Below are 23,451 nucleotides of genomic sequence, written 5' to 3'. Positions count from 1 at the left end.
CCGTCCGTCCGCGCATGGGATGGAGCGTGTGACGGAACGTGTGCAAGCTCCCGCCGAACCCGGCGCCCTGCTCCTGCGGACCGGCCGCTTCCTGCGCCGGGGCGAGGCCGCGCCCGATCTGCACAGTCTCAGGGTCGAGGGCGGGCGCGAGGGGGACGTCTTCTACCGGGACCGGTGGAGCCACGACAAGGTCGTGCACTCCACGCACGGCGTGAACTGCACCGGGTCCTGCCGCTGGAAGGTGTACGTCAAGGACGGCGTCATCACCTGGGAGACCCAGGCCACCGACTACCCCTCGACGGGCCCCGACCGCCCCGAGTACGAACCCCGCGGCTGCCCCCGGGGCGCCGCCTTCTCCTGGTACACGTACTCACCGACCCGCGTCCGCCACCCCTACGTCCGGGGCGTGCTGCTAGAGCTGTACCGGGAGGCGAAGGCGCGGCTGAAGGACCCGGTGCTCGCGTGGGGCGACATCCAGGGCGATCCCGAGCGGCGGCGGGCGTACCAGCGGGCGCGCGGCAAGGGCGGGCTCACGCGGGCCACCTGGGACGAGGCCGTGGAGATCATCGCTGCGGCGCACGTGCACACGATCAAGACCTACGGCCCGGACCGGGTCGCGGGGTTCTCCCCCATCCCCGCCATGTCGATGGTGTCGCACGCCGCGGGCGCCCGCTTCATGTCGCTGATCGGCGCGCCCATGCTGTCGTTCTACGACTGGTACGCGGACCTGCCGGTCGCCTCGCCGCAGGTGTTCGGGGACCAGACGGACGTGCCGGAGTCCGGGGACTGGTGGGACGCCGCGTATCTGATGATGTGGGGCTCGAACGTGCCGGTGACGCGGACACCCGACGCGCACTGGATGGCCGAGGCCCGCTACCGGGGCCAGAAGGTCGTGGTCGTCGCCCCGGACTACGCCGACAACGCCAAGTTCGCCGACGAGTGGCTGCACCCGCACCCCGGCACCGACGGCGCCCTCGCCCTCGCCATGGGGCACGTGGTCCTGCGCGAGTGCTTCGTGGACCGGCGGGTGCCGTTCTTCGACGACTACGTACGCCGCTTCACCGACCTGCCGTTCCTCGTCACCCTGACCGAGCGCGACGGCGCGTACGTACCGGCGAAGTTCCTGCGCGCCGCCGACCTCGGTGACGACGGCGAGGGCGCCGAGTGGAAGACCGTCGTCCTCGACGAGGGCAGCGGGCGGCCCGTCGTTCCCGGCGGGTCGCTCGGCTTCCGCTGGACCGAGTCCGGGAAGGGGAAGTGGAACCTGGACCTCGGCGAGGTGCGGCCCCGGCTCTCGTTGTACGGGTACGAGGCGCGCGGGGACGACGCGAACGGGGACGACGCGCGCGGGGTGGGGGCGCGCGGGGTGGAGGTGCTGCTCCCGCGCTTCGACACCGAAGGCGGCGCACACGGGCAGGGGCGGGGCGAGGTGCTGCGGCGCGGGGTGCCCGCCGTCCGGCTCGCCGGTCCTGACGGTCCGCTGGTCACCACGGTCTTCGATCTGCTGCTCGCGCAGTACGGCGTGGGGCGTGCGGGTCTGGTAGGCGGCTGGCCGTCCTCGTACGACGACGCGTCCGAGCCGGGAACGCCCGCCTGGCAGGAGGCGCACACCTCCGTTCCCGCCGCCCAGTGCGCCCGCATCGCCCGGGAGTTCGCCGCGACCGCCGAGAAGTCCCGTGGCCGCTGCATGATCCTCATGGGTGCGGGCACCAACCACTGGTTCCACTCGGAGACCATCTACCGCACCTTCCTCGCCCTGCTCCAGCTCACCGGCTGCCAGGGCCGCAACGGCGGCGGCTGGGCGCACTACGTCGGCCAGGAGAAGTGCCGCCCCGCCACCGGCTGGGCCACCCTCGCGGGCGCCGGTGACTGGTCGCGGCCGCCCCGGCAGATGATCGGCGCCGCGTACTGGTTCCTGCACACCGACCAGTGGCGCTACGACCGGTTCGGCGCCGACGTCCTCGCCTCACCGCTCGGTACGGGACGGTTCGAGGGGATGGCGGCGGCGGACTGTCTGGCGCAGGCGACCCGTGCGGGCTGGATGCCGTCGTACCCGACGTTCGACCGCAATCCGCTGGACCTCGGCGAGGGCGAGGACCCGGTGGGTTCCGCCGTCCGGCAACTGCGCTCGGGCGAGCTGAAGTTCGCTGGCGAGGACCCGGACGCGCCGCGGAACTGGCCGCGGGTGCTGACGCTGTGGCGCGCCAATCTCCTCGGCTCGTCGGCGAAGGGCGCCGAGTACTTCACCAAGCACCTCCTCGGCACCCACTCCTCGCTGCGCGCCGACGAGGCGCCGCCCGGGGCCCGCCCCCGGGACGTGACCTGGCACGAGCGGGCCCCGGAGGGAAAGCTCGACCTGCTCCTGTCCCTGGACTTCCGCATGACGTCTTCGACGCTCCTGTCCGACATCACGCTGCCCGCCGCCACCTGGTACGAGAAGCACGACCTGTCGAGCACCGACATGCATCCCTTCGTGCACGCCTTCACCCCGGCGGTGGACCCGCCCTGGCAGGCCCGTACCGACTTCGATGCCTTCCGTGCCGTCGCCGACCGGTTCAGCGAGCTGGCCGCCGGTCACCTCGGCACCCGCCGCGACCTGGTGGCGACCGCCCTCCAGCACGACACGCCCGGCGAGATCGCGCAGCCCGGCGGGGTGGCCCTGGACTGGCGGCGCGGCGAGTGCGAGCCCGTGCCGGGCAAGACCATGCCGGCCCTCACCGTCGTCGAGCGGGACTACACCGCGATCGGCGCCAAGTTCGCCGCCCTCGGCCCGCTCACGGAGCGGCTCGGCCTGCCCGCCAAGGGCATCGCGCTGCGCCCCGACGAGGAGGTGGCGGCGCTGGCCGCGCTCAACGGCGTGGTCCGGGGCGGGCCCGCGGCGGGCCGCCCCCGCCTGGACACCGCCGTGAAGGCCGCCAACACCATCCTCGCCCTGTCGGGCACCACCAACGGGCGCCTGGCCACCCAGGGCTTCCACACCCTTGAGGCCCGCACCGGCCAGGAGATGGCGCACCTGGCCGCCGAGCACGAGGGCAAGCGGATCTCGTACGCCGACACGCAGGCCGCACCCGTGCCCGTGATCACCTCGCCGGAGTGGTCGGGCAGCGAGGCCGGCGGCCGCCGCTACACCGCGTTCACGCTCAACACCGAACACCTCAAGCCCTGGCACACCCTCACCGGGCGCCAGCACTTCTTCCTCGACCACGACTGGATCCACGAACTCGGCGAGGCCCTGCCCGTCTACCGGCCGCCGCTCGACATGCACCGCCTGTTCGGCGAACCGCGCATCGGCGCCGACGGGGAGCGCGAGGTCACGGTCCGCTACCTCACCCCGCACAACAAGTGGTCCATCCACTCCGAGTACCAGGACAACCTCTTCATGCTGTCGCTGTCCCGCGGCGGCCAGGTGATCTGGATGTCGCCGGACGACGCGGCGGCCGTCGGCGTACGCGACAACGACTGGATCGAGGCCGTCAACCGCAACGGCGTGGTGGCCGCGCGCGCCGTCGTCTCGCACCGCATGCCGGCCGGCACCGTCTACATGCACCACGCGCAGGAGCGCACGGTGAACGTCCCGAAGACCGAGACCACCGGCCGGCGCGGCGGCATCCACAACTCCCTGACCCGGCTGCTCCTCAAGCCGAGCCACCTCATCGGCGGCTACGCGCAGCTCTCCTGGGCCTTCAACTACCTGGGTCCCACCGGCAACCAGCGCGACGAGGTCACGGTCATCAGGCGCAGGACCGAGCAGGAGGTGACGTACTAGCCATGCGGGTCCTCGCCCAGATCGCGATGGTCATGAACCTCGACAAGTGCATCGGCTGCCACACCTGCTCGGTCACCTGCAAACAGACCTGGACCAACCGCTCCGGCGTGGAGTACGTCTGGTTCAACAACGTCGAGACCCGTCCCGGGCAGGGCTACCCCCGCCGCTACGAGGACCAGGAGAAGTGGCGCGGCGGCTGGGAGCTGAACCGGCGCGGCGCGCTGAAGCTGAAGTCCGGCGGCCGCTTCCACGCCCTCGCCACGATCTTCTCCAACCCGGTGCTCCCCGGCATCAAGGACTACTACGAGCCCTGGACGTACGAGTACAGGAACCTCACCGACGCGCCCCTCGGCGACGACTACCCGGTCGCCGAGCCCCGCTCCCTGATCTCCGGCAAGCCCATGAAGATCGAGTGGAGCTCCAACTGGGACGACAACCTCGGCGGTGGACCCGGGAGCGTCGCGGCCGACCCCATGGTCGCGCAGGCCGAGCAACGGGCCACGGAGACCGCCGACCGCGCCGCCGTGCAGGTCAAGGCGGCTTTCGAGCAGACCTTCATGTTCTATCTGCCGCGCATCTGCGAGCACTGCCTGAACCCGGCGTGTGTGGCGGCCTGCCCGTCGGGGGCGATGTACAAGCGGTCCGAGGACGGCATCGTCCTCGTCGACCAGGACCAGTGCCGGGGCTGGCGCAAGTGCGTGACGGGCTGCCCGTACAAGAAGGTCTACTTCAACCACCGCACCGGCAAGGCGGAGAAGTGCACGCTCTGCTACCCGCGTCTGGAGGTGGGCCTGCCGACGGTCTGCTCCGAGACGTGCGTGGGGCGGCTGCGGTACCTGGGCGTGGTCCTGTACGACGCGGACAAGGTGACGGCCGCGGCCTCGGTGCCCGACGAGCAGGACCTGTACGAGGCCCAGCTGGGGATCTTCCTCGATCCGGCCGACCCCGGGGTGCGGCGGGCCGCCGAGCGCGACGGCATCCCGCACGACTGGATCGAGGCGGCCCGCCGCTCACCCGTGCACGCCCTCATCAGCACCTACCGGGTGGCGCTCCCGCTCCATCCGGAGTACCGCACCCTGCCGATGGTCTGGTACGTACCGCCGCTGTCCCCGGTCGTGGACGCCCTCGCGGGCACCGGGCACGACGGCGAGGACGCGGACAACCTCTTCGGCGCCATCGACACCCTGCGCATTCCCCTGGAGTACCTGGCGGAGCTGTTCACGGCCGGGGATGTCGGCCCCGTGCGCGCCGCCCTGGAGCGGCTCGCGGCGATGCGCTCGCACATGCGGGCCGTCAACCTCGCCGACACCGCCGACCCCGCGGTGGCCGCCCGCGTCGGCATGACCGCGGACGGCATCGAGGACATGTACCGGCTCCTCGCCCTCGCCAAGTACGACGAGCGCTACGTCATCCCGACGGCGGCGCTCGACGACGCCCGGCGCCTGGAGGAGTCGGCGGTGCCCGAGGGCTGCGGCCTCGACCGGCCCGGCGGTCCCGGCATGGTCCCGGCGGGTCCCGGCCCGTTCGGGGACGACTCGGGGACGTACGGGGGACTGCCGCTCGTCACGATCGAGAACTTCCACGCGTCGCGCCGCCGCCAGACGGCGGACGAGATGCCCGCCGTGGGCTCCGCCGCGGACTCCGGTGAGAACTCCGGTGAGAACTCCGGAGGGAAATTCGGCGGGAACTCCGGCGTGAACTCCGGCGAGGAGGAGGAACGGTGACCGAACCCGCCGTGCTGTACCAGGGGGCCGCGCACTGTCTGTGCTACCCCGACGCCGAGGTCCGCGACCGCCTGCCGCTGGTGCGGGCGGCCGTACCGGAGCTGCACCCCTTCCTCGACGAGTTCGAGCCCTGGTCGCCGACCGCCGCCGCCGAGCACTACGTCCGCGTCTTCGACTTCAAGAACCGGCACAGCCTGTACCTGAGCTGGTGGCTGGACGGCGACACCCGCCGCAGGGGCGCGTCCCTCGTCGCCTTCAAGGAGACGTACCGCGCCTACGGCCTCACCGTCACCGGCGAGGAACTGCCCGACTTCCTGCCCGCCGTCCTGGAGTTCACCGCACGCACCGGCAACCGGGACCTCCTCGCCGCCCACCGCGCGGGCCTGGAACTCCTGCGCCTCGCGCTCACCGACGACGGCACGCCGTACGCGGCGATCCTGGACGCGGTGTGCGCGACCCTGCCGGGTCCGACCCCGAAGGACCGCCTGGAGGCACGGGCGCTGGCGAGAACCGGGCCGCGCACGGAGACCGTCGGCCTCGACTTCCCGCCCGGGTACGGGGCTCCCGGGTACGAAGTTCCCGGTTACGGGACTTCCGGGTACGGGACTTCCGGATACGGAACCCCCGGGCACGGAGGCCGCTGATGCACCTCTTCCTCTGGGGCGTGCTGCCCTACCTGGCCGCGGTCCTGCTCGTCGCCGGAACCGTCTGGCGCTACCGCTACGACAAGTTCGGCTGGACCACCCGCTCGTCCCAGATCTATGAGTCCCGGCTCCTGAACATCGCGTCCCCCGCCTTCCACTACGGCATCCTCTTCGTCCTGGTCGGCCACCTCATGGGCCTGTTCGTCCCGGCGTCCTGGACCGCGGGCGCGGGCCTCGACGAGCACGCCTACCACCTGTTCTCGCTTTTCGGCGGCACCGCGGCGGGTGCCCTCGCGGTCGCGGGCATCGCCGTCCTCATCTACCGCCGCCGCACCGACACCCCGGTCTTCCGCGCCACCACCCGCAACGACAAGCTCATGTACGCGGTGCTGCTCGCGGCCATCGTCCTCGGCATGTGGGCCAAGCTGGCGCACTCCACGCCCAGCGAGGGCTACGACTACCGCGAGACCATCGCCCCCTGGGCCCGCTCCCTCTTCACCCTCCGGCCGGAGGTCTCCCTGATGGAGGCCGTCCCCCTCACCTTCCAGCTCCACGCCGTGATCGGCCTGATCCTCTTCGCCCTGGTGCCCTTCACGCGCCTGATCCACATGTTCAGCGCGCCCGTGCAGTACCTGTTCCGGCCCTATGTGGTGTACCGGAGCAGGGGGGCGGCGCCGCGCAAGGAGAAGCGGGGCTGGGAGCGGGTGGACTCCTAGTCCCGGATGGTCACGGATGGCCCCGTACAGCCCCGTACAGCCCCGGATTGTCCGGATGGCACCGGGCCGCGCGCGAACGAGCGAGGGCCCCGCTCCCGGTGCGGAACCGGAAGCGGGGCCCTCGCCCTGGCCGAGCCGGAAGGCTCAGAAGCGGCGCGTGATCAGCGCTCGCTTGACCTCCTGGATGGCCTTGGTGACCTCGATGCCGCGCGGGCAGGCGTCGGTGCAGTTGAACGTGGTGCGGCAGCGCCACACGCCGTCCTTGTCGTTCAGGATCTCCAGGCGCTGCTCACCGGCCTCGTCGCGCGAGTCGAAGATGAAGCGGTGGGCGTTGACGATCGCGGCCGGGCCGAAGTACTGGCCGTCGTTCCAGAACACCGGGCACGAGGACGTGCAGGCGGCGCACAGGATGCACTTCGTCGTGTCGTCGAAGCGCTCGCGGTCCTCGGCGGACTGGAGCCGCTCGCGGGTCGGCTCGTTGCCCGTGGTGACCAGGAAGGGCATGACGTCCCGGTACGCCTGGAAGAACGGGTCCATGTCCACGACCAGGTCCTTCAGGACCGTGAGGCCCTTGATGGGCTCGACCGTGATCGGCTTGGCCGGGTTGATGTCCTTGATCAGCGTCTTGCAGGCGAGGCGGTTCTTGCCGTTGATGCGCATGGCGTCGGAGCCGCAGATGCCGTGCGCACAGGAGCGGCGGAACGTCAGCGAGCCGTCCAGATCCCACTTGATCTTGTGGAGACCGTCGAGGACGCGCTCCTTGGGGTCGATCTCCAGCTGGAAGTCTTCCCAGGTCGCGTCCGCCGAGACCTCCGGGTTGAAGCGGCGGATCCGGAAGGTGACCGTGATGTACGGGGTGTCGGCGAAGCCCGCCTCGGGCTTGGCGTCTTCCTTGTCGAGGGTCGGGGTAGCCATCAGTACTTACGCTCCATCGGCTGGTAGCGGGTCTGCACGACCGGCTTGTAGTCGAGGCGGATCGAGTCCTTGCCGTCGTCGGCGACCTCGCGGTACGCCATGGTGTGGCGCATGAAGTTGACGTCGTCGCGGTTCGGGAAGTCCTCGCGGTAGTGACCGCCGCGGGACTCCTTGCGGGCCAGGGCCGACACCGCCATGACCTCGGCCAGGTCGAGCAGGTTGCCCAGCTCGATGGCCTCGAGAAGGTCGGTGTTGAACCGCTTGCCCTTGTCCTGGACCGAGACGTTCCTGTAGCGCGCGCGCAGCTCGCCGATCTTCTCGACGGCCGTCTTGATGGTCTGCTCCGTACGGAACACCATCACGTTGGCGTCCATCGTCTCCTGGAGCTCCCTGCGGATGTCCGCGACGCGCTCGGTGCCCCGGGAGTCGCGCAGCTGCTCGACGAGGGAGGCCACGAGCTCCGCCGGGTTCTCCGGGAGCTCCACGAAGTCGGCCTTGGCCGCGTACTCCGCGGCGGCGATGCCCGCGCGGCGGCCGAAGACGTTGATGTCGAGGAGCGAGTTGGTGCCGAGGCGGTTGGCGCCGTGGACCGAGACGCAGGCGACCTCGCCCGCGGCGTACAGGCCGGGGACGACCGTCGTGTTGTCCGCGAGGACCTCGCCCGCGACGTTCGTCGGGATGCCGCCCATGGCGTAGTGCGCGGTCGGCTGGATCGGGATCGGGTCCGTGTAGGGCTCGATGCCGAGGTAGGTGCGCGCGAACTCGGTGATGTCGGGGAGCTTGGCGTCGAGCTGCTCCGGCGGCAGGTGCGTGAGGTCGAGGTAGACGTGGTCGCCCTCGGGACCGCAGCCGCGGCCCTCACGGATCTCCGTGTAGATGGAGCGGGACACGACGTCACGGGACGCGAGGTCCTTCATGACCGGCGCGTACTTCTCCATGAAGCGCTCGCCGTCCTTGTTGCGCAGGATGCCGCCCTCGCCGCGCGCGCCCTCCGTGAGCAGGATGCCCATGCGCCAGATGCCGGTCGGGTGGAACTGGAAGAACTCCATGTCCTCGAGCGGCAGACCGCGCCGGTAGCAGGCCGCCTGGCCGTCACCGGTGAGGGTGTGCGCGTTCGACGTCACCTTGAAGAACTTGCCGGTGCCGCCGGACGCGTAGATCACGGCCTTCGCCTGGAAGACGTGGATCTCACCGGTGGCGAGCTCGTAGGCGACGACGCCCGCGCTCTTCTTGACGCCGTTCTCCTCCACGATGAGCTGGTCGAGGACGTAGAACTCGTTGAAGAACTCCACACCCTCCTTGACGCAGTTCTGGTAGAGGGTCTGAAGGATCATGTGGCCCGTGCGGTCCGCGGCGTAGCAGGAGCGGCGCACCGGCGCCTCGCCGTGGTTGCGGGAGTGGCCGCCGAAGCGGCGCTGGTCGATGGTGCCGTCCGGGGTGCGGTTGAACGGCAGGCCCATCTTCTCCAGGTCGAGGACCGCGTCGATGGCCTCCTTCGCCAGGATCTCGGCGGCGTCCTGGTCGACCAGGTAGTCGCCGCCCTTGATCGTGTCGAAGGTGTGCCACTCCCAGTTGTCCTCCTCCACGTTGGCGAGCGCGGCGGCCATGCCGCCCTGCGCGGCGCCCGTGTGGGAACGCGTGGGGTAGAGCTTGGTGAGCACGGCGGTGCGGCTGCGCTTCGTCGCCTCGATGGCGGCGCGCATGCCGGCGCCGCCCGCGCCGACGATGACGGTGTCGTACTTGTGGATCTTCATGGTGGTTGCCTCAGCCCCGTGCCTAGCGGATGTTCGGGTCGAAGGTGAAGATCACCAGCGTGCCCAGCAGGATGGTGAACACCGTGGCGGTGTACAGCAGGCCCTTCAGCCACAGCCGCGTGTTCGGGCGCTCCGCGTAGTCGTTGATGACCGTACGCAGGCCGTTCGCGCCGTGCAGCATCGCGAGCCACAGCATGAGCAGGTCCCAGACCTGCCAGAACGGGGACGCCCAGCGGCCCGCGACGAACGCGAAACCGATCTTGGAGACGCCGCCGTCCAGGACGAGCTGGATCAGCAGGTGCGTGATCACCAGGACGACGAGGACGACGCCGGACAGGCGCATGAACAGCCATGCGGCCATCTCGAAGTTGCCGCGGGTGGCCCGCGGGGTCTTCGTGGTGCGCTTGCGCGGGGCCTCGATGAGGGGGGCCGGGTTGTCGGCGTCGTACAGCGAGGCGCCCTCGACGGGGCCGATGCCGCTGCCGCCGGACTTCTCAACGGTCGTGTCAGTGGACATGTCTCGCCTCAGCTCCCGAAGACTTCACGGACGGCGTGGCCGAGCACCGGGTACAGCGCGCCGACCATCAGCACGACCCAGATGCCCACGACGGTCCAGAGCATCTGCTTCTGGTAGCGCGGACCCTTCGACCAGAAGTCGACGGCGATGACGCGCAGGCCGTTGAGCGCGTGGAAGAGGATGGCAGCGACGAGGCCGTACTCGAGGAGCGCGACGATCGGCGTCTTGTAGGTAGCCACGACATCGTCGTACGCCTCCGGGGAGACGCGGACGAGAGCGGTGTCGAGGACATGCACGAACAGGAAGAAGAAGATGAGGACACCGGTGACTCGGTGAGCCACCCATGACCACATGCCTTCCCGGCCGCGGTACAGCGTTCCAGCCGGCACGGAAGAACCCTCCGGGAGCGGGGATGGGGGCCGGCCGGCTTCTCGGTCGGACGAGCCCGGCCGGGTACGGTCCACCGGCCGCTCGTCATCGTATCGACGAGTTGTCGGTGACCTCGCTCCGGGTCCTCCACTGTGATCAAACAAGCAATCAAACTGGTACGTACGGGCTATTACGCCGTGTAACCGTGGCGGGTCCGGGCTGTCCCCCGGCCCGTGGCGTCCTCGGCAGCAGCCGGGCGAGGCGGCCCCTGGCGAGGCGCCGCAGCTCCTCGGCCGCGAGGGCGCGCTCCTCCTCCGGGTCGTTGCCCAGGCGGTCGCGGAGCGAGGCGAGCACGTGGTCGAGGGCCTCGCTGGGCGCGATGTCGTCCAGGCAGATCACGAAGGCGTGGCCGAAGCGGCTCTCGTACGCGGCGGTGGCGGCGCGCAGCGCGGTGGCCGCGGCGCCGTGGACACCGCCCGCCAGGTGCGCCGCCTGCGGCGCTTCGGCGGCCAGGGCCTCGCCGAGGTCGTCCTGCGCCAGGTCGTAGGACGCCTCGTCGGCGGCGGCGAGCAGGGCGTCCAGATCGGGGTAGGGCCGGTGGTCGGCGAGGCGGCGCGCCCAGTGACGGCTCCCGCAGCAGGCCATGAGGGCGCGCTCGGCGTCCTGGGTCGACGTCGTGTTCATGACGTGCAGAGCGTCCTCGGCGTCCGGTATGACGCGGTGCGGCGGCAGCAGGGTGGCTCCTCGGCGCAGAGCGGCGGATGCGGCGTACGGGGGTACTGGGGCAACGCTAGCGGGGTGGGCGACGGGGTGACCGTGCGGCACCGGGAATTCATCCGAACGGCAGAGTTTGGCGGCACCAGGTGGACGCGCGGTGGCCGGCTGTCGAGGCTTAGCGTGGAGTCATGGAGAGGGTCGAGGAGCCGTTGTCCACCGCGGGAGCCACTGTCGTCGCGGCCCCCGCCGCCGCTGCCGTCCGGGCGGCGGCGGCCGGAGCCGTACCCGCCGCGGCCGGTTCGCCCGGACGGGGGTGTCCCGCATGGGCCTAGGGAATCACTCCGGCGGGCGGGCCGGAGGACAGGGCGGCCCCGGGTCCGGTGGCCCTGAGTCCGCCCGCCCGGGTCCGGGCGGGCGCCCGCCGAACCGTCGCCGCCGTGCCGCCACAGCCGCGGGGGCCCTCGCCGTCACCGGCGCCGTCGTGCTGACGGCACTCCTGTGGCCCACGGAGGACGACCGCTCCGGCGGGACGGGGCACGGCGACCGCACGAGGGCCGCGCGCGAACCCGCACCGAAGCCCACGCCCACGCCCACCCCCACGCCCACCAAGTCGTACGCGCTCTCCGAGACCCCGGCCACGCTGCCCGCCGTACGCGACCACACCCCCGCGAGGGGGCCGGGCTGGCGTCCCCCGGAGAAGGGGCGCGTGGTCGTGGGGGACGGGCGGCTCGCGGACGAGGCCCGGCTGCTCGCCGGTGAGCTGCGCCTGCGGTACGCGGGCGAGACCGCGCCGCGCGCGGGCGACGTCCACCTGGACCTGGCGGCGGCGAAGGACGGCACGCACCGCGAGTCGTACACCCTCACCGTCAAGGACCGCACCGTACGCATAGCCGCGCCCACCGACGCCGGGGTCTTCTACGGCACCCGCACCCTCAAGCAGGAGGTCGCCGACGGCCGGACCGCCCCGGAGGGCGTCGTACGGGACCAGCCCGCCAAGCCCCGCCGCGGCTTCATGATCGACACCGCGCGCAAGCACTTCTCCGCCGACTGGATCGAGGACCGCATCCGTGAGCTCGGCGACCTGAAGTACAACGAGATAGGCCTGCACTTCTCCGACGACCAGGCCTTCCGCATCGCCTCCGACTCGCACCCCGAGGTCGTCTCGGACGACCACATCGGCAAGGACCGCGTCCGCCGCATCGTCGACCTCGCGGCGAGCCGGCACATCACCGTCGTCCCCGAGATCGACTCGCCCGGGCACCTCGGCGCGGTCATCCGCGCCCACCCCGACCTGCAACTGCGTGACACCCGCGGGGTGGCGACGCCCGGCGCCGTCGACATCTCCGAGCCGAAGGCCGCGAAGATCGTCGACGACCTGCTGCGCGAGTACGCCGAACTGTTCCCCGGGGCGCGGTGGCACCTCGGCGCCGACGAGTACCAGGCCCTGACCCGCAGCGACCCGGAGGCCTCCTACCCGCAGCTCGCCGCCGCCGCCCGCGAGCGCCTCGGACCGGACGCGCGCATTCAGGACCTGGCCACGGCGTGGCTCGACGACCGCGCGAGGGTGATCGGGCCCGGCCGCGAGGTGCGGGCCTGGAACGACGGGTTCTTCCGCGGCGGCGTCACCGACGCCGACGACCGCGTCGAGGTCGCGTACTGGACCGGCAAGGAGATCGGCGCCCGCGAACCCGTCGAGTACCTCCGTGAGGGACGGAAGGTCGTCAACTACAACGACGAGTACCTCTACTACGTCCTCGGCCAGCCCAACGACTTCACGTACCCCACCGGGCAGCGGATCTACGAGCAGTGGACCCCCCGGGTGCTGCGCGGCACCGCACCCGTCCCCGCCTCCTACGACCGGCAGATACTCGGCGCCGCCTTCGCCGTGTGGTGCGACCTCGCCGGAGCGCAGACCCAGGACGAGGTGGCCCGCGGCATCCGCATGCCGCTGCGGGCGACGGCGCAGAAACTGTGGGACGCGCGCGAACCCACCCGCTCGTGGCAGGAGTTCGTGCGGCTCGCGGACAGGCTGGAGTAGCTCCCTGACGAGACGGATGAGGCGGATGAGGCGGATGACACGGATGATGCGGGAGAAGTAGGGGAATTCGGGTAGGTTCGCAGGTCGCGCCGCGCCGGTGCCGGGGAGGGCAGAGGGCGGCGCTGCTTTGCGTTCGCCGAACCCGTGGGGGTCACACCGTCATGTCGTACACGCCGCCTTCCATGCCCGTCGCACCGCCGCCACCGCCACCGCCGTTCGCCGGGTTCGCGGGACCCGCCGTCTGGCTGAAGTCGCCCGTCGGGCTCGCGCGCGCCACCATGGCCCTGCTCGGTGTGGGCATGGCCTTCGACGTGTTCTCGCTGTGGGCGGGCGTCGGGGTCGTCGACGTCGTCAGCGACCTCATCGACCACGGCTGGAGCGCCGACGCGGAGGACCGGGCCGACCGGGCCGACACGCTCTACGGCGTCTCCGGCGTGCTCCAGGGCCTCGCGCTGCTCGCCACGGCCGTCGTCTTCATCTGCTGGTTCCGCCGGGTGCGCGTGAACGCCGAGGTGTTCGCCCCGGACGGGCACGCCAAGGCGCGCGGCTGGGCGGTGGGCGGCTGGTTCGTGCCCGTGGTGAACTTCTGGTTCCCGCGCCGGATCGCCGTCGACATCTGGGACGCGAGCGCTCCCACCACGGCCGCCGCGGTGCCCGCCGGGTTCGAGCAGCCCGTCGCCCCGCCGGCGCGGCCGCGGCGCACGCTGCTCAACGCCTGGTGGACGCTGTGGCTCTGCACCGGCGTCATCGGGCAGGTCGCCTCCCGCCAGTACGAGAACGCCGAGGAGCCCGAGGCGATCAAGCAGGCCGTCGTGTCGCTGATGGCCTCCGACGTCCTGAACATCGCCGCCGCCGTCGTCGCCATCCTCTTCGTACGCCGCCTCACGGCGATGCAGGACGCGAAGGCGCGTTCTGGTCCGGAAGGTGCGCTTTAAAGGGCACTTCTGTCAGGTCACCGGCCTTTCCGGTGCGTTTTCGGTGGCGCGGGTACCCGCCTTGTGGTCTATTCGGCCGAAAGCCGGGAAGCACGGTGCGAGCACGGCGGTTCCAGTACAGCGGGTCGCGTACAGCGGTTCGCGTACGACGGATCGCGTACGACGGTTCGAGAACAGCAGCGGTTCGAGTTCAACGGGGGCACCGGAGATGGGCTACTGGGGGTACTACGTCGTGGGCCGGAGCGAGCGCCCGCTCGGTGAGTGCAAGGCGGTGGCGGGCGTACGGGACCGGCTCACGCTCCTGGACAGGCGGCCCGACGGGTGGCAGGTGTGGGAGTGCCCGGACGACGGCGGCGTCGACGTCGGCAACATGAACACCCTCGCCCAGGAGACGGACGCGCCCGCGCTCTTCGGCTACGTCCTCGACAGCGACTGCGTCGTCGTCGAGGCGGCGGCCCCCGAGAGCGGCGCGTGGACCACGTGCCTGGCCCGCGAGGCGATGGCCGGGTTCCTCCGCGAGGACGAGCTGACCGTGGAGGACTACTTCCTGGAGCCGCGCGACGCCGCTGGGCGCGCCGTCGCCTGGGCCGCCGAGTCCGGCACGACGGTGGGGTCCGCCGCGCTCCTCGACGTGCTCACCGCGGACCCCGAACCCTCCGCCGAGGAGCTCTTCTTCCGCTTCCTCGACCGGCTCGGGGTGTTCCCGCAGTAGCCGTCGCGGCCGCCGCACGGCGTCGTCGAATTCCAGCCGCGCTGACGCTGGAGTGACGTTCCTGCCGCTCCGTACGCAGTAAGGGCAAGTGGGGCATGCGGAGGTGCCCATCCGCGACGGGAGACGGCGTACGCCATGAGTACGAGCCCTTTGTCCAGTTCAGGTCCGCGCGTGGGAACCGGCGACGCATGGCCGGATGATGTTCTTCCGGGCGCCGTGGGGGCGGAGCCCGGCCAGTCGGCCCTCGCCGACCTCATCGCCCGCGCCGACGAGACCGCCCTCGCCGCGAGCGGCCTCGGCTGCCTCGACCGCTGCCTGCCCCTGCTCGGCTCCACCGACCAGGTGCTCCGCCCGCTGTGGGTGAGCCTCGCGGACGGCACGGCGTGGGAGGGGGCGCTCGCGGAGGTGCGGCAGGGATTGCGCGCCTCCCGCGCCTCCCACGAGGGCTTCGCCCCTGCCTCCCACGAGGGCTCCGCCCCTGCCTCCCGGGAGGGCTCCACCCCTGCCTCCCGGGAGGGCTCCGCCCCCGACTCCTCCGACCGCGGTGCCGCAACCGCCCTCGCCCGGCGCATGCTCGACGCCGTACCCGCGGCCCGCTCGGCCGGCGCCCTGCGCTCCTGGGCCGACACCTGCTCGGCCACCGCGCTGCGCATACACCGGCTCCTGGACGCCGGTGACGATGCCATGGCCCCTCTGGTCGCCGCCGAACTGCGCCGCCAGATACGGGTTCTCGAACTCCTCGAAGCCGACGGCGACGCCGTCACCGGGAACCTGCGCCAGGTCCTCGACGTGTCGACCGAGGGGCGCAGGGTGCTGCGGGCGGTGGTGTCGAGGTCCCGGCGATCGGGGACGCGGGCGGGCTCGGACCTGCCCTAGGGGCCGTCCGGCGGATGGTCCGTGCGGCGGCGGGCCCGGACGACTGCCGAGGGGACGGAAGGGTTGTACCGGGGCGGGCGGATCGGGGAGTGACGTATCCCGCACCGCGTGGATGTGACAACGGGCGGGCCGCTGCGCAGGGTTCATGGGGAGAATCATGAGAAACGCATGAGCCGCGTGCGGACGCGTGAGCCGCGTGCGAACACGTGGGGACGCGTGCGAACGCAAGAGCACGTGGCAGAGCGTACGAGGACTTCGGCGGGACGGAACGGGACGGACCCGGCCGGAGCGTGGGGGACGGGTGGGGTTGTGGGGCTGAGGGTGGTACGCGGGGCTCGGGGTGGACACGGACGCCGCGGCCGGGCGTGGACGCGGGGCGCAGCCGCCGCGCTGGCGGCTGTCTCGCTCGCGTCGGCGCTCACGGCCTGCGGCGGCCGGGAGAAGCCGGTGCGCTTCGAGGGCGGCACGTTCACCGACAGGCTGCCCGCGGACCGGGCACGCGGTGAGACCCTCGCCGCCGAGGGCATGGACCTGCTGAAGTCGGCGGACTCGCTGCGCATAGCCACCGAGATCAGCCAGGGCTCCCCGACCGGGGGCACGGCCACCGTCCAGGAGGTCGACCTGCATCTGGACCGGCGCAGCAACTGCACGGGCACCTTCGACTCCGGGACCGGTCAGCGCGGTGAACTGATCGTGATCGCGGGCGGTGCGACGTACCTGCGGTTCTCGGAGGATTCGCTGGAGGCGATGCGGACGACGGCCCGCGGCCGAGGCCCGCAGGCCCTGGCAGCCGTCGAGGAGCGGATCGCGCTCGTCCGCGGCAAGTACCTGAAGCTGCCCGAGGGCGTCGGCACGGGACGGCGTGCGCTACCCGGCGCGCAGTGCGACCTCGGCGCGATGCTCCGCAAGCTGGACGGCGGGGAGCACGCCTTCGACGGCCAGGTGCGCGCCGAAGCAGCGACGTACCGCTACGGCAAGCACGTCATACCGCTCGTCGACCCGGCTCCCGGCGCGGGCGAGACCAACGCCATGTACGTCGCGGCCGAGGGCAGGCCCTACATCTCCGCTCTCGTCATGGAGGACGGGAACAAGCGGCTCACGATGCGGATGTCCGACTACGGCAAGCCGGTGGCGGCGCACGCCCCGGCCGTGGACCGGACCGTCGACGTGAGCGAGATCGGCGGCCCGGCCGGGGCGGGCCTCTTCGAGGTCTGACCCGTACCGCACGTGACGGATCAGGTGGCACTACAGGGCTTCACCGTGTCCAGGGGAACCTTCTCGCGCAACTTGACCTGGATGGTGGAGACGTCCGTGACCGGCGCCGGCGGGGCCGGATAGGCATCGCCCGGCTCCACCCAGTGCGTCAGTTCGTCCAGGGTGCGCTTCCAACGTCGCCCTCCACTGTCGTTGAAGTAGGTGGAGTTGACCGTGAAGTACTCGTCCAGGCTTATCGCCGCGTCGCGAGGGATCTTCTTGTTCGTCGGCGCGGTGGAGTCGACGGCCATGTCCCGGCTGCGCAGGACGATCCCGGAGCAGGGCGGGAAGCTGCCGAGCCAGAGGATGAGCTGGCTCTTCTGTCGACGGGGTGGCCCGGCGCCCGTCTTCTTCCATGCGACATCGGCCAGGATCATCACATGCACTTTCGAGATCGGATCCGGCGACCGGTTGATGAGGTAGTAGCGACGGCTCCTCGGGTTGACCTCGGCATCGCTGTAGAACGTCACCTTGGACGCCTGGGAGCGTATTGACTCGTCAGCGTCCTCCTGGGACTGCTGCAACTGGTCTTCCGCGGTCCGCGCGCTGTAGTAGGTGGCGATACCGGTGACCACGATGCCTCCGACCGCCGCGACGCCCGCGAGGGCCGTCCCGGTCTGCACCCACCAGTTGAGGCGTCGCCACCGTCCGCGCTCCTCCTCCTGACGCTGCGGCTGGTCCCTCTCCCTGCCGCGTACGGAACGCGGTCGCTGCTTCTGCCGCGCCAGGCGCAGCTTCACCCGTCGATCTGGACGTCGATCTGAACCGCCTGATGTCACAGGTCCCCCCCCCCGAGGCGTACAACCGTCTCGCCTTCCCCCGTCCCGCACCCGTCGGGCCCCACCTGACCCCGCCCACGGAACGCAGAGCGCATCGTTTCGGGGAGGGTCGGTCGAACGCCCGGACGCCTTGGTCGCGCCACGTCTCGCGAGCCACGTCTTTGCTGCTCAGGGCGGTAGGGAAAGGTACGACGGCCGGGGCCGCCACCCCCCACAGGAGAGGCCCCGGCCGTCACACGGTACGAACCGCGTGGCGGTCCGTACTCCCTTCTGCGTTCCCGGTGCGTTTTCTGTCACACCGCATCGCATCACCCGCTAGTTGCGTGTTGTACAAACATGGACGCGCACCCGTCGCACGCCGTAGCGTGCAGTTTCGCGCCGCGTCGCGACCCATCGACGCGACCGCCGACCGGACCACCGCGAGCGGCACAGCGGCGCACGACCGCGAGAAGACAGACCCGCGAGAGCGGCGCCTCGCCGAGGCGCGGAGGGGCACGCAGTGCAGGGGGAGGACGACGCTGAGCTGACCGCCGCCGTGCTTGCGGCGCAGGACGGGGACGACACCGCGTTCCGGACTGTGTACCGCGCCGTGCACCCGCGGCTGCTCGGTTACGTACGTACGCTCGTCGGCGACGTCGACGCGGAGGACGTCGCGTCCGAGGCGTGGTTGCAGATCGCCCGCGACCTCGACCGGTTCAGCGGTGACGCGGACCGCTTCCGCGGGTGGGCCGCGCGCATCGCCCGCAATCGGGCCCTCGACCACATCCGGATGCGCGGCCGCCGCCCCGCGATAGGCGGCGACGAGACCGAGCTGACCGGCAGGCCCGCCGAGGCCGACACCGCGGGCGAGGCGATCGAGTCCCTCTCCACCGACGCGGCCCTCGCGCTCATAGCCCAGCTCCCGCAGGACCAGGCGGAGGCCGTCGTGCTGCGCGTCGTGGTCGGCCTCGACGCCAAGAGCGCCGCCGATACGCTGGGCAAACGCCCCGGAGCCGTCCGTACCGCCGCGCACCGCGGGCTCAAGCGGCTCGCCGAACTCATGGGCGTCGACGCGCCCGCGCAGGGGCAGGGACTCGGTGCCGTTCCCCCGCAGCCGGACCCGCACGGACGTGCTGCGCCGCCGTCCCCCTGTGTGACGCATTCGCGTACGCGGACGCAGAAGGACATGTGATGGCCGACGAGCAGGACAAGTGGCTGGACCGTGACGCCGCGGAGCGACTGCTCAGCGGCGAGCGGCTCGAAGGCATCGGTGATCACGAGCGTGAACAGGTGGAACGCCTCACGGAGGCCCTCGCCGCCCTCCGCACGCCCGCCCTCCCCGCACCCGCCCCCGGGGCCGGCCCGGGGGACGGGGGCGAGCTTCCCGGCGAGGCCGGTGCCCTGGCGGCGTTCCGCGAGGCCCGCGAGGCCCGCGTGGCATCGGGTGCCGCGGCGGATGCGGCGGCCGTCGCGGGGGCGGCGGTTGGGGCTGGTGCGGCGGCTGGGGCTGGGGCTGGGGTGCCGGGTGTGTCTGGGGTGCCGGGTGTGCCTGGGGCGACGGCTGCGTCTGGGGCGACGGCTGTGTCCGAGGCGGTGACTGTGTCCGGGGCGGCTGCCGCGCGTCGTGCGTCCCGTGCGGCGGCTGCGGACGGTGCGGTCTCGGGGGACGGTGCGGTGGCTGCCGTCTCGGGCCTGCCCGGTGTCTCCGCCACCCCCGAAGCGGAACCGCGGGCCGCGGCGGAGTTGCCCCGGCGCCCTGCCTCCGGGCCGCCCGAGACCCTCAAGGCCCCCGGTGACCAGTCCGTCCGCATCGGGCGCACCGCCGCCCCGGGGCGCGGGTCCGTCCGCTGGGGGCGGCCCGTGCGGTTCGGGGTGGCCGCCGCGATGGCTGCCTGCATGGTCGGTGGGGTCGCTGTCGCCGCCGGGACCGGAGTGATCCCCTCGCCGTTCCAGCGGAGCGAGCAGGGGCCCGCGACCAGCGGCTCGTCCGGGGCGGCGACGGAACGGCCGCTGTCCACGCCCTCCGGCGACACCGTCGCCCCGCCCGACGAACTGCCCGACGACGTGAGCTCCGCACCCGACGACGAACCGTCGAGGGCCCCGGAGACCAGCGCACCGCCGGAGAACACCGAGACCCCGGACGACCCGGAGGACGGTGACACCCGCGGCGGCCAGAAGGACGCCGACAAGCCGCGGAAGGACCAGGAGGCCGGGCCCGACACGGACCAGGGCCAGGGCCGCGGCGACACCAAGAAGTGGCACAAGCGCGTGGTCTCCGCCTGCCGCGACTACCGCAGCGGCGAACTCCGGGGCGACAAGCGACGCAGCCTGGAGGAGGCCGCCCGCGGCGCCGACCGCGTGCGCACGTTCTGCGAGCGCCTCCTCGGCGGCGGCAAGGACAAGGGCAACGGGAACGGCAAGGGCAACGGGAACGGCAACGGGAACGAGAACGGCAAGGACAACGGGAACGGCAACGGCAACGGGAACGGCAACGGCAACGGCAACGGTGGCAAGGACGACGACCACCAAGACGGTGGGCACGGCCCCGGCCAGGGCCAGGGCCAGGGCGGCGGCCACCACGCCCCGCCCGTCAAGCTCCCCGCCCCGCTCCCGAGCCCGTCGGCGCCGTACAGCGCGCTGCCCGTCCGGTGAAGTACGCCGCCGGACGCCGCCGACCGCAGGCCCAGGGACGCCCGCGGATGTGACCCAGACCGCACCGCCCGGGTGTGACGTTTTCCGAACGGGTGACGCAGTAAGAAGTGAGCCGACTGGTCATCGGCTGCGCACGAGCCGGGGTTCCCCCCGTACCTACGGCTCCGTGCCAATGGCGCGGGCGGGATACGTTCCCCCGATTCCGCCCGCGCCCTCAGTCCCCACCGGTGCCGCCCGTGACCCCCGGCCCCCTCACTTGTAGACGACCACCCGGTCCCCGTCCTCGACCTGCTTGAACAGCCGGGCGATGCCCTCCTTGTCGCGTACGTTCACACAGCCGTGCGACGTGCCGTTGTAGCCGCTGGCCGCGAAGTCGGACGAGTAGTGCACGGCCTGGCCGCCGCTGAAGAACATGGCGTACGGCATCGGGGTGTCGTACAGCGTCGACACATGGTGGCGGGACTTCCAGAAGACGCGGAACTCGCCCTCGCGGGTCGGGGTGTACTCGGAGCCGAAGCGCACGTCCATCGTGGACCTGACCTTGCCGTCGATCATCCACGTCAGGGTGCGGCTGTCCTTGCTGATGCACAGGACGCGGCCGGTCAGACAGCGCCGGTCCGGCTTGGCGGGCGGCATGCCGCCGTCGGGGTACAGCTCGTACCGCGAGGGCTCGCGCGTCATCGCGAGCAGCCGCTTCCAGGTACGGGTGTCGGTCGTGCCGGTGGCGCGCAGGCCCCGCTTGCTCTGGAAGCCGGCGACCGCGGTCGCCGTGACGGGCCCGTACGTCCCTGTCGGATGCTGCCCGAACCAGCCGATCTGCCGCAGCCGGGCCTGCAAGTCCCGTACCTTCTTGCCCCGTTCGCCGCGGGCCATGACGACCGGGCCCGGCTCGGGAGGCGGTGGGGGCGTACTGGTGCGCAGCGGGGGCGCGGGGGTGGACGGGGTCGTCGGCGCCCGATGGGTGGGCCGCTTCCGCTGCGACGCGGGCAACTCCGCCCGTGAGACCGGCGACTTCATCTTCTTCAGCTTCTCCGTCGGGGAACTCCGTGAACTCCGCGGAGTGGGCGCGGAGTTGTCCGAAGTCTTCCTGGCGGATGGCGCATTCCCCTCACCCCTGGACGAGTCGACGGCCTGCGCCGTGCACCCGCACGCCAGGGCCAGGGCGGCGACGGCGCCCACCGCCGCCCGCCCCTTGGCTATCGCGCTTCTGCTCATCGCATCCCTCATGTCGCCCCAAGCCTTGGAACCGGACACCGTTCTCCGAAGTGTTTCCCATGAGCGAATACTTGTGAAGCCTGCCTCAGTGGTGCCAGGCCCGGCCGTCCACGTTGTAGATCATGCGCTGGAGCACCTTCAGGGTCCGTACGTACTCGGCGTCGTCGATGCCTTCGTGGATCTCCCCACGGGTCCTTCCCTGCAACGCGGCTACCCGCCCGCGCAGTTGTGAACCCTCCTCCGTGAGGTGCAGAGTGCCGTCCCCGCCCTCCGTGAGCAGTCCGCGGCGGGCGAGGGAGTCGATGTCGTGGTGCAGGGGGCCCTCGCCGAACTCCAGGTAGCCGCGCAGGACTTCGACGACCTCCTCGCGGCCGCGGCCCTCCGGGTGGCCGTCGACCTGGTTCAGCACCCACCACTGCGGCTGCGTGAGGCCGTTCTCGGCGAGCATCGTGCGGATGTGGTGCACCACGGCCTTGCCGGCCGCCGAACTCCAGTAGCCGATCGGCTGGTCGGCCAGGCCGGCGTCGCTGTGGGAGGGCGCGAAGGGTGCCTTCGCCGCCGTGGTGGCCGCCGTCGTCGTGTTCGCATCCGTATCCGTATGCGTATCCGTATGCGTAACCGTGTTCGCGTTCGCGTTGGTGTTCGTCATGTGTACGAACGTAGGACCTCAAGTTTGCTTGAGGTCAATCGCTCGCCGCGAGCGTTCGCGGGCCGGGCCCGACAGGTCCCCTCAGGACCGTGCCTTGCGCACCGCCCGCGTCACCACCGGTGGCAGCAGGTCCGCCGCGAGCCGCCGGGCCCGGGTGCGGCTCGGGCGCGCCGGAGTGACGGTGGCGGGCGTGGCTGGCGTGGCGGGCGTGGCGGGCCGGGGGGCCGGAACGGGTGGGCGGTAGTGGCGTGACTTCGGGAAGTCGGGGGGCGTCATGCCCTTCTTGGACTTGACGCGGACGATCCGGTGTCCTGCCGCCTGCTGCACGCTCAGGTGGCAGTCGTCGCGCTCCCGCACCATCGCGAGCAGGTCCTCCTGTACGGCCTCGGGGTCGTCCCACGTCCCGTACAGCTTCTGGGTGCTCAGGCAGACCGGTCGCAGGCCGCGGTTGAGCACCGCCTCCCAGGCCGCGATCGACACGCCCGGCGTGTGCTCGGAGCGGAAGTCGTCGAGGACCACGATGCCGCCCTTGGGCAGCAGGGCGTCCCTGGCCGCGGTGATGTCACCGGCCACGTGCTCGTACAGGTGCGAGGCGTCGACGTGGACGAACCGGCAGGACGCGGGCGCCACCTCGACCGGCACCACGGAGCTCGGCCCCCGCAGGACGCGCGGCAGCGTGTCGTGGAAGGACAGGTAGTTCCGTTCGAACGCCTGCTTGGTCAAGGTCGGGTAGGACTTCTTGGACTCCGCGGAGTTGGCCCCGTCCGGGGCGTCGTCCTCGAAGAGGTCACAGACCGTGTAGGCCTCGCCGTCCCGCTGGTGACGGCCGAGGAATATCGCGCTCTTGCCCATGTACACGCCGATCTCCAAAAGATCACCGTGCAGCCCCCGGCCCTCCTGCCGGTTCAGGAACCAATCGAAGAGCACCTGGTCGAGCGGGGGGAACCAGCCCGGCACGTCGCCGAGCTCCTGAGGGGGCGTGGATATGTCGTGCGCAGCAGGCATGAGGGAAAACCGCTCTCTTGTTGCGGACGCAAGTTCCCCGGGAAACTAGGCGATACCCCGGACACGGTCAAGGCGCGTACCGCAATGCTGCTTCTGGACATCCGCGAGACATCGGTGAGACGGCCGAAAAGGTCAGGAGAAATGAATTCCCCGTGAACGCAAGCGGATTATCACCTTACCCGCGGTGGTGCTCTGAGGCGTTTCGGCGCCCCGCCCCGGACCGCGGGCGCCCGCC

General features: G+C 71.6%; 21 protein-coding genes. 12 read left to right on the top strand and 9 right to left on the bottom strand.

The window, feature by feature from the left end:
* The first annotated feature begins 28 nt into the window (after positions 1 to 28).
* The 4 genes from ACH4DX_RS12780 to narI are packed head-to-tail and all read left to right on the top strand — an operon-like array spanning position 29 to position 6,850.
* Positions 29 to 3,766, top strand: a complete 3,738-nt coding sequence (locus ACH4DX_RS12780) for a nitrate reductase subunit alpha (RefSeq protein WP_398155060.1) — start codon at positions 29 to 31, stop codon at positions 3,764 to 3,766.
* Positions 3,767 to 3,768: 2 nt separating this feature from the next.
* On the top strand, positions 3,769 to 5,490 hold the full coding sequence (gene narH / locus ACH4DX_RS12775; RefSeq protein ID WP_398155059.1) for a nitrate reductase subunit beta: 1,722 nt from the start codon (positions 3,769 to 3,771) through the stop codon (positions 5,488 to 5,490).
* A complete protein-coding gene (gene narJ, locus ACH4DX_RS12770; RefSeq protein ID WP_398122015.1) occupies positions 5,487 to 6,134 on the top strand; it encodes a nitrate reductase molybdenum cofactor assembly chaperone in 648 nt (215 codons plus the stop codon). The genes narH and narJ overlap by 4 nt, the downstream gene beginning before the upstream one ends.
* Positions 6,134 to 6,850, top strand: a complete 717-nt coding sequence (gene narI, locus ACH4DX_RS12765) for a respiratory nitrate reductase subunit gamma (RefSeq protein ID WP_398155058.1) — start codon at positions 6,134 to 6,136, stop codon at positions 6,848 to 6,850. Before narJ ends, narI begins: the two co-directional genes overlap by 1 nt.
* Positions 6,851 to 6,994: 144 nt before the next feature.
* Here the strand turns inward: narI and ACH4DX_RS12760 are convergent, their stop codons facing one another.
* From ACH4DX_RS12760 to ACH4DX_RS12740, 5 genes are all read right to left on the bottom strand, one after another.
* Positions 6,995 to 7,765: a succinate dehydrogenase iron-sulfur subunit gene (locus ACH4DX_RS12760; RefSeq protein WP_398122017.1), complete on the bottom strand. Its 771-nt coding sequence runs from the start codon at positions 7,763 to 7,765 to the stop codon at positions 6,995 to 6,997.
* Positions 7,765 to 9,519: a succinate dehydrogenase flavoprotein subunit gene (gene sdhA / locus ACH4DX_RS12755; RefSeq protein WP_398122018.1), complete on the bottom strand. Its 1,755-nt coding sequence runs from the start codon at positions 9,517 to 9,519 to the stop codon at positions 7,765 to 7,767. Before sdhA ends, ACH4DX_RS12760 begins: the two co-directional genes overlap by 1 nt.
* 22 nt (positions 9,520 to 9,541) lie before the next feature.
* Positions 9,542 to 10,036: a succinate dehydrogenase hydrophobic membrane anchor subunit gene (locus ACH4DX_RS12750; protein ID WP_030562433.1), complete on the bottom strand. Its 495-nt coding sequence runs from the start codon at positions 10,034 to 10,036 to the stop codon at positions 9,542 to 9,544.
* Positions 10,037 to 10,044: 8 nt separating this feature from the next.
* Entirely contained in the window at positions 10,045 to 10,425 is a 381-nt protein-coding gene (gene sdhC, locus ACH4DX_RS12745; protein ID WP_078965447.1) for a succinate dehydrogenase, cytochrome b556 subunit, read from the bottom strand.
* Positions 10,426 to 10,573: 148 nt separating this feature from the next.
* Positions 10,574 to 11,089, bottom strand: coding sequence for a 2-oxo-4-hydroxy-4-carboxy-5-ureidoimidazoline decarboxylase (locus ACH4DX_RS12740; RefSeq protein ID WP_398155057.1), 516 nt, complete (start codon positions 11,087 to 11,089; stop codon positions 10,574 to 10,576).
* A 221-nt stretch (positions 11,090 to 11,310) separates the two neighbouring features.
* On the opposite strand from ACH4DX_RS12740, the gene ACH4DX_RS12735 reads away from it, so the two are divergent.
* From ACH4DX_RS12735 to ACH4DX_RS12710, 6 genes are all read left to right on the top strand, one after another.
* A complete protein-coding gene (locus ACH4DX_RS12735) occupies positions 11,311 to 11,454 on the top strand; it encodes a hypothetical protein (RefSeq protein WP_398155281.1) in 144 nt (47 codons plus the stop codon).
* Positions 11,445 to 13,160, top strand: a complete 1,716-nt coding sequence (locus tag ACH4DX_RS12730; protein WP_398155056.1) for a glycoside hydrolase family 20 protein — start codon at positions 11,445 to 11,447, stop codon at positions 13,158 to 13,160. The genes ACH4DX_RS12735 and ACH4DX_RS12730 overlap by 10 nt, the downstream gene beginning before the upstream one ends.
* Before the next feature lie 182 nt (positions 13,161 to 13,342).
* The gene (locus ACH4DX_RS12725) at positions 13,343 to 14,095 is read left to right on the top strand and encodes a DUF4328 domain-containing protein (RefSeq protein WP_398155055.1); all 753 of its coding nucleotides are present in this window, start codon (positions 13,343 to 13,345) and stop codon (positions 14,093 to 14,095) included.
* Positions 14,096 to 14,303: 208 nt separating this feature from the next.
* On the top strand, positions 14,304 to 14,807 hold the full coding sequence (locus ACH4DX_RS12720; RefSeq protein WP_398155054.1) for a hypothetical protein: 504 nt from the start codon (positions 14,304 to 14,306) through the stop codon (positions 14,805 to 14,807).
* Between the two features lie 216 nt (positions 14,808 to 15,023).
* On the top strand, positions 15,024 to 15,683 hold the full coding sequence (locus tag ACH4DX_RS12715; RefSeq protein WP_398155053.1) for a hypothetical protein: 660 nt from the start codon (positions 15,024 to 15,026) through the stop codon (positions 15,681 to 15,683).
* Between the two features lie 447 nt (positions 15,684 to 16,130).
* Positions 16,131 to 16,898 (top strand): hypothetical protein, encoded by a 768-nt coding sequence (locus ACH4DX_RS12710; RefSeq protein WP_398155052.1) that lies wholly within the window; start codon positions 16,131 to 16,133, stop codon positions 16,896 to 16,898.
* Positions 16,899 to 16,918: 20 nt separating this feature from the next.
* Here the strand turns inward: ACH4DX_RS12710 and ACH4DX_RS12705 are convergent, their stop codons facing one another.
* Positions 16,919 to 17,677, bottom strand: coding sequence for a hypothetical protein (locus ACH4DX_RS12705; protein WP_398122025.1), 759 nt, complete (start codon positions 17,675 to 17,677; stop codon positions 16,919 to 16,921).
* Between the two features lie 538 nt (positions 17,678 to 18,215).
* Here ACH4DX_RS12705 and ACH4DX_RS12700 point away from each other — a divergent pair.
* On the top strand, positions 18,216 to 18,887 hold the full coding sequence (locus ACH4DX_RS12700; RefSeq protein WP_398122026.1) for an RNA polymerase sigma factor: 672 nt from the start codon (positions 18,216 to 18,218) through the stop codon (positions 18,885 to 18,887).
* Positions 18,887 to 20,347 (top strand): hypothetical protein, encoded by a 1,461-nt coding sequence (locus ACH4DX_RS12695; RefSeq protein WP_398155051.1) that lies wholly within the window; start codon positions 18,887 to 18,889, stop codon positions 20,345 to 20,347. Before ACH4DX_RS12700 ends, ACH4DX_RS12695 begins: the two co-directional genes overlap by 1 nt.
* Before the next feature lie 252 nt (positions 20,348 to 20,599).
* On the opposite strand, the gene ACH4DX_RS12690 is transcribed toward ACH4DX_RS12695, so the two are convergent.
* The 3 genes from ACH4DX_RS12690 to ACH4DX_RS12680 all read right to left on the bottom strand — a co-directional run bounded on the left by ACH4DX_RS12690 (position 20,600) and on the right by ACH4DX_RS12680 (position 23,216).
* Positions 20,600 to 21,562: a L,D-transpeptidase family protein gene (locus ACH4DX_RS12690; RefSeq protein WP_398155050.1), complete on the bottom strand. Its 963-nt coding sequence runs from the start codon at positions 21,560 to 21,562 to the stop codon at positions 20,600 to 20,602.
* Positions 21,563 to 21,647: 85 nt separating this feature from the next.
* Positions 21,648 to 22,211 (bottom strand): MarR family winged helix-turn-helix transcriptional regulator, encoded by a 564-nt coding sequence (locus tag ACH4DX_RS12685; RefSeq protein WP_398155049.1) that lies wholly within the window; start codon positions 22,209 to 22,211, stop codon positions 21,648 to 21,650.
* Between the two features lie 81 nt (positions 22,212 to 22,292).
* On the bottom strand, positions 22,293 to 23,216 hold the full coding sequence (locus ACH4DX_RS12680) for a class I SAM-dependent methyltransferase (protein WP_398155048.1): 924 nt from the start codon (positions 23,214 to 23,216) through the stop codon (positions 22,293 to 22,295).
* Positions 23,217 to 23,451 lie beyond the last annotated feature (235 nt).

This window comes from Streptomyces sp. NPDC017940, from assembly GCF_044328435.1.
GTDB lineage: Bacteria > Actinomycetota > Actinomycetes > Streptomycetales > Streptomycetaceae > Streptomyces.
The sequence above is the reverse complement of the archived record's forward strand: the minus strand, read 5'-3'. Positions and strand labels throughout refer to the sequence as shown.

Excerpts from the sequence above, each read along its gene's own strand:
- ACH4DX_RS12760 (WP_398122017.1), bottom strand. The coding sequence starts at position 7,765 with ATGGCTACCCCGACCCTCGACAAGGAAGACGCCAAGCCCGAGGCGGGC.
- ACH4DX_RS12690 (WP_398155050.1), bottom strand. The coding sequence starts at position 21,562 with ATGAGCAGAAGCGCGATAGCCAAGGGGCGGGCGGCGGTGGGCGCCGTC.
- narH (WP_398155059.1), top strand. The coding sequence starts at position 3,769 with ATGCGGGTCCTCGCCCAGATCGCGATGGTCATGAACCTCGACAAGTGC.
- ACH4DX_RS12730 (WP_398155056.1), top strand. The coding sequence starts at position 11,445 with ATGGGCCTAGGGAATCACTCCGGCGGGCGGGCCGGAGGACAGGGCGGC.
- ACH4DX_RS12680 (WP_398155048.1), bottom strand. The coding sequence starts at position 23,216 with ATGCCTGCTGCGCACGACATATCCACGCCCCCTCAGGAGCTCGGCGAC.
- sdhA (WP_398122018.1), bottom strand. The coding sequence starts at position 9,519 with ATGAAGATCCACAAGTACGACACCGTCATCGTCGGCGCGGGCGGCGCC.
- ACH4DX_RS12720 (WP_398155054.1), top strand. The coding sequence starts at position 14,304 with ATGGGCTACTGGGGGTACTACGTCGTGGGCCGGAGCGAGCGCCCGCTC.
- ACH4DX_RS12750 (WP_030562433.1), bottom strand. The coding sequence starts at position 10,036 with ATGTCCACTGACACGACCGTTGAGAAGTCCGGCGGCAGCGGCATCGGC.
- ACH4DX_RS12685 (WP_398155049.1), bottom strand. The coding sequence starts at position 22,211 with ATGACGAACACCAACGCGAACGCGAACACGGTTACGCATACGGATACG.
- narI (WP_398155058.1), top strand. The coding sequence starts at position 6,134 with ATGCACCTCTTCCTCTGGGGCGTGCTGCCCTACCTGGCCGCGGTCCTG.
- ACH4DX_RS12695 (WP_398155051.1), top strand. The coding sequence starts at position 18,887 with ATGGCCGACGAGCAGGACAAGTGGCTGGACCGTGACGCCGCGGAGCGA.
- ACH4DX_RS12740 (WP_398155057.1), bottom strand. The coding sequence starts at position 11,089 with ATGAACACGACGTCGACCCAGGACGCCGAGCGCGCCCTCATGGCCTGC.
- ACH4DX_RS12735 (WP_398155281.1), top strand. The coding sequence starts at position 11,311 with ATGGAGAGGGTCGAGGAGCCGTTGTCCACCGCGGGAGCCACTGTCGTC.
- ACH4DX_RS12725 (WP_398155055.1), top strand. The coding sequence starts at position 13,343 with ATGCCCGTCGCACCGCCGCCACCGCCACCGCCGTTCGCCGGGTTCGCG.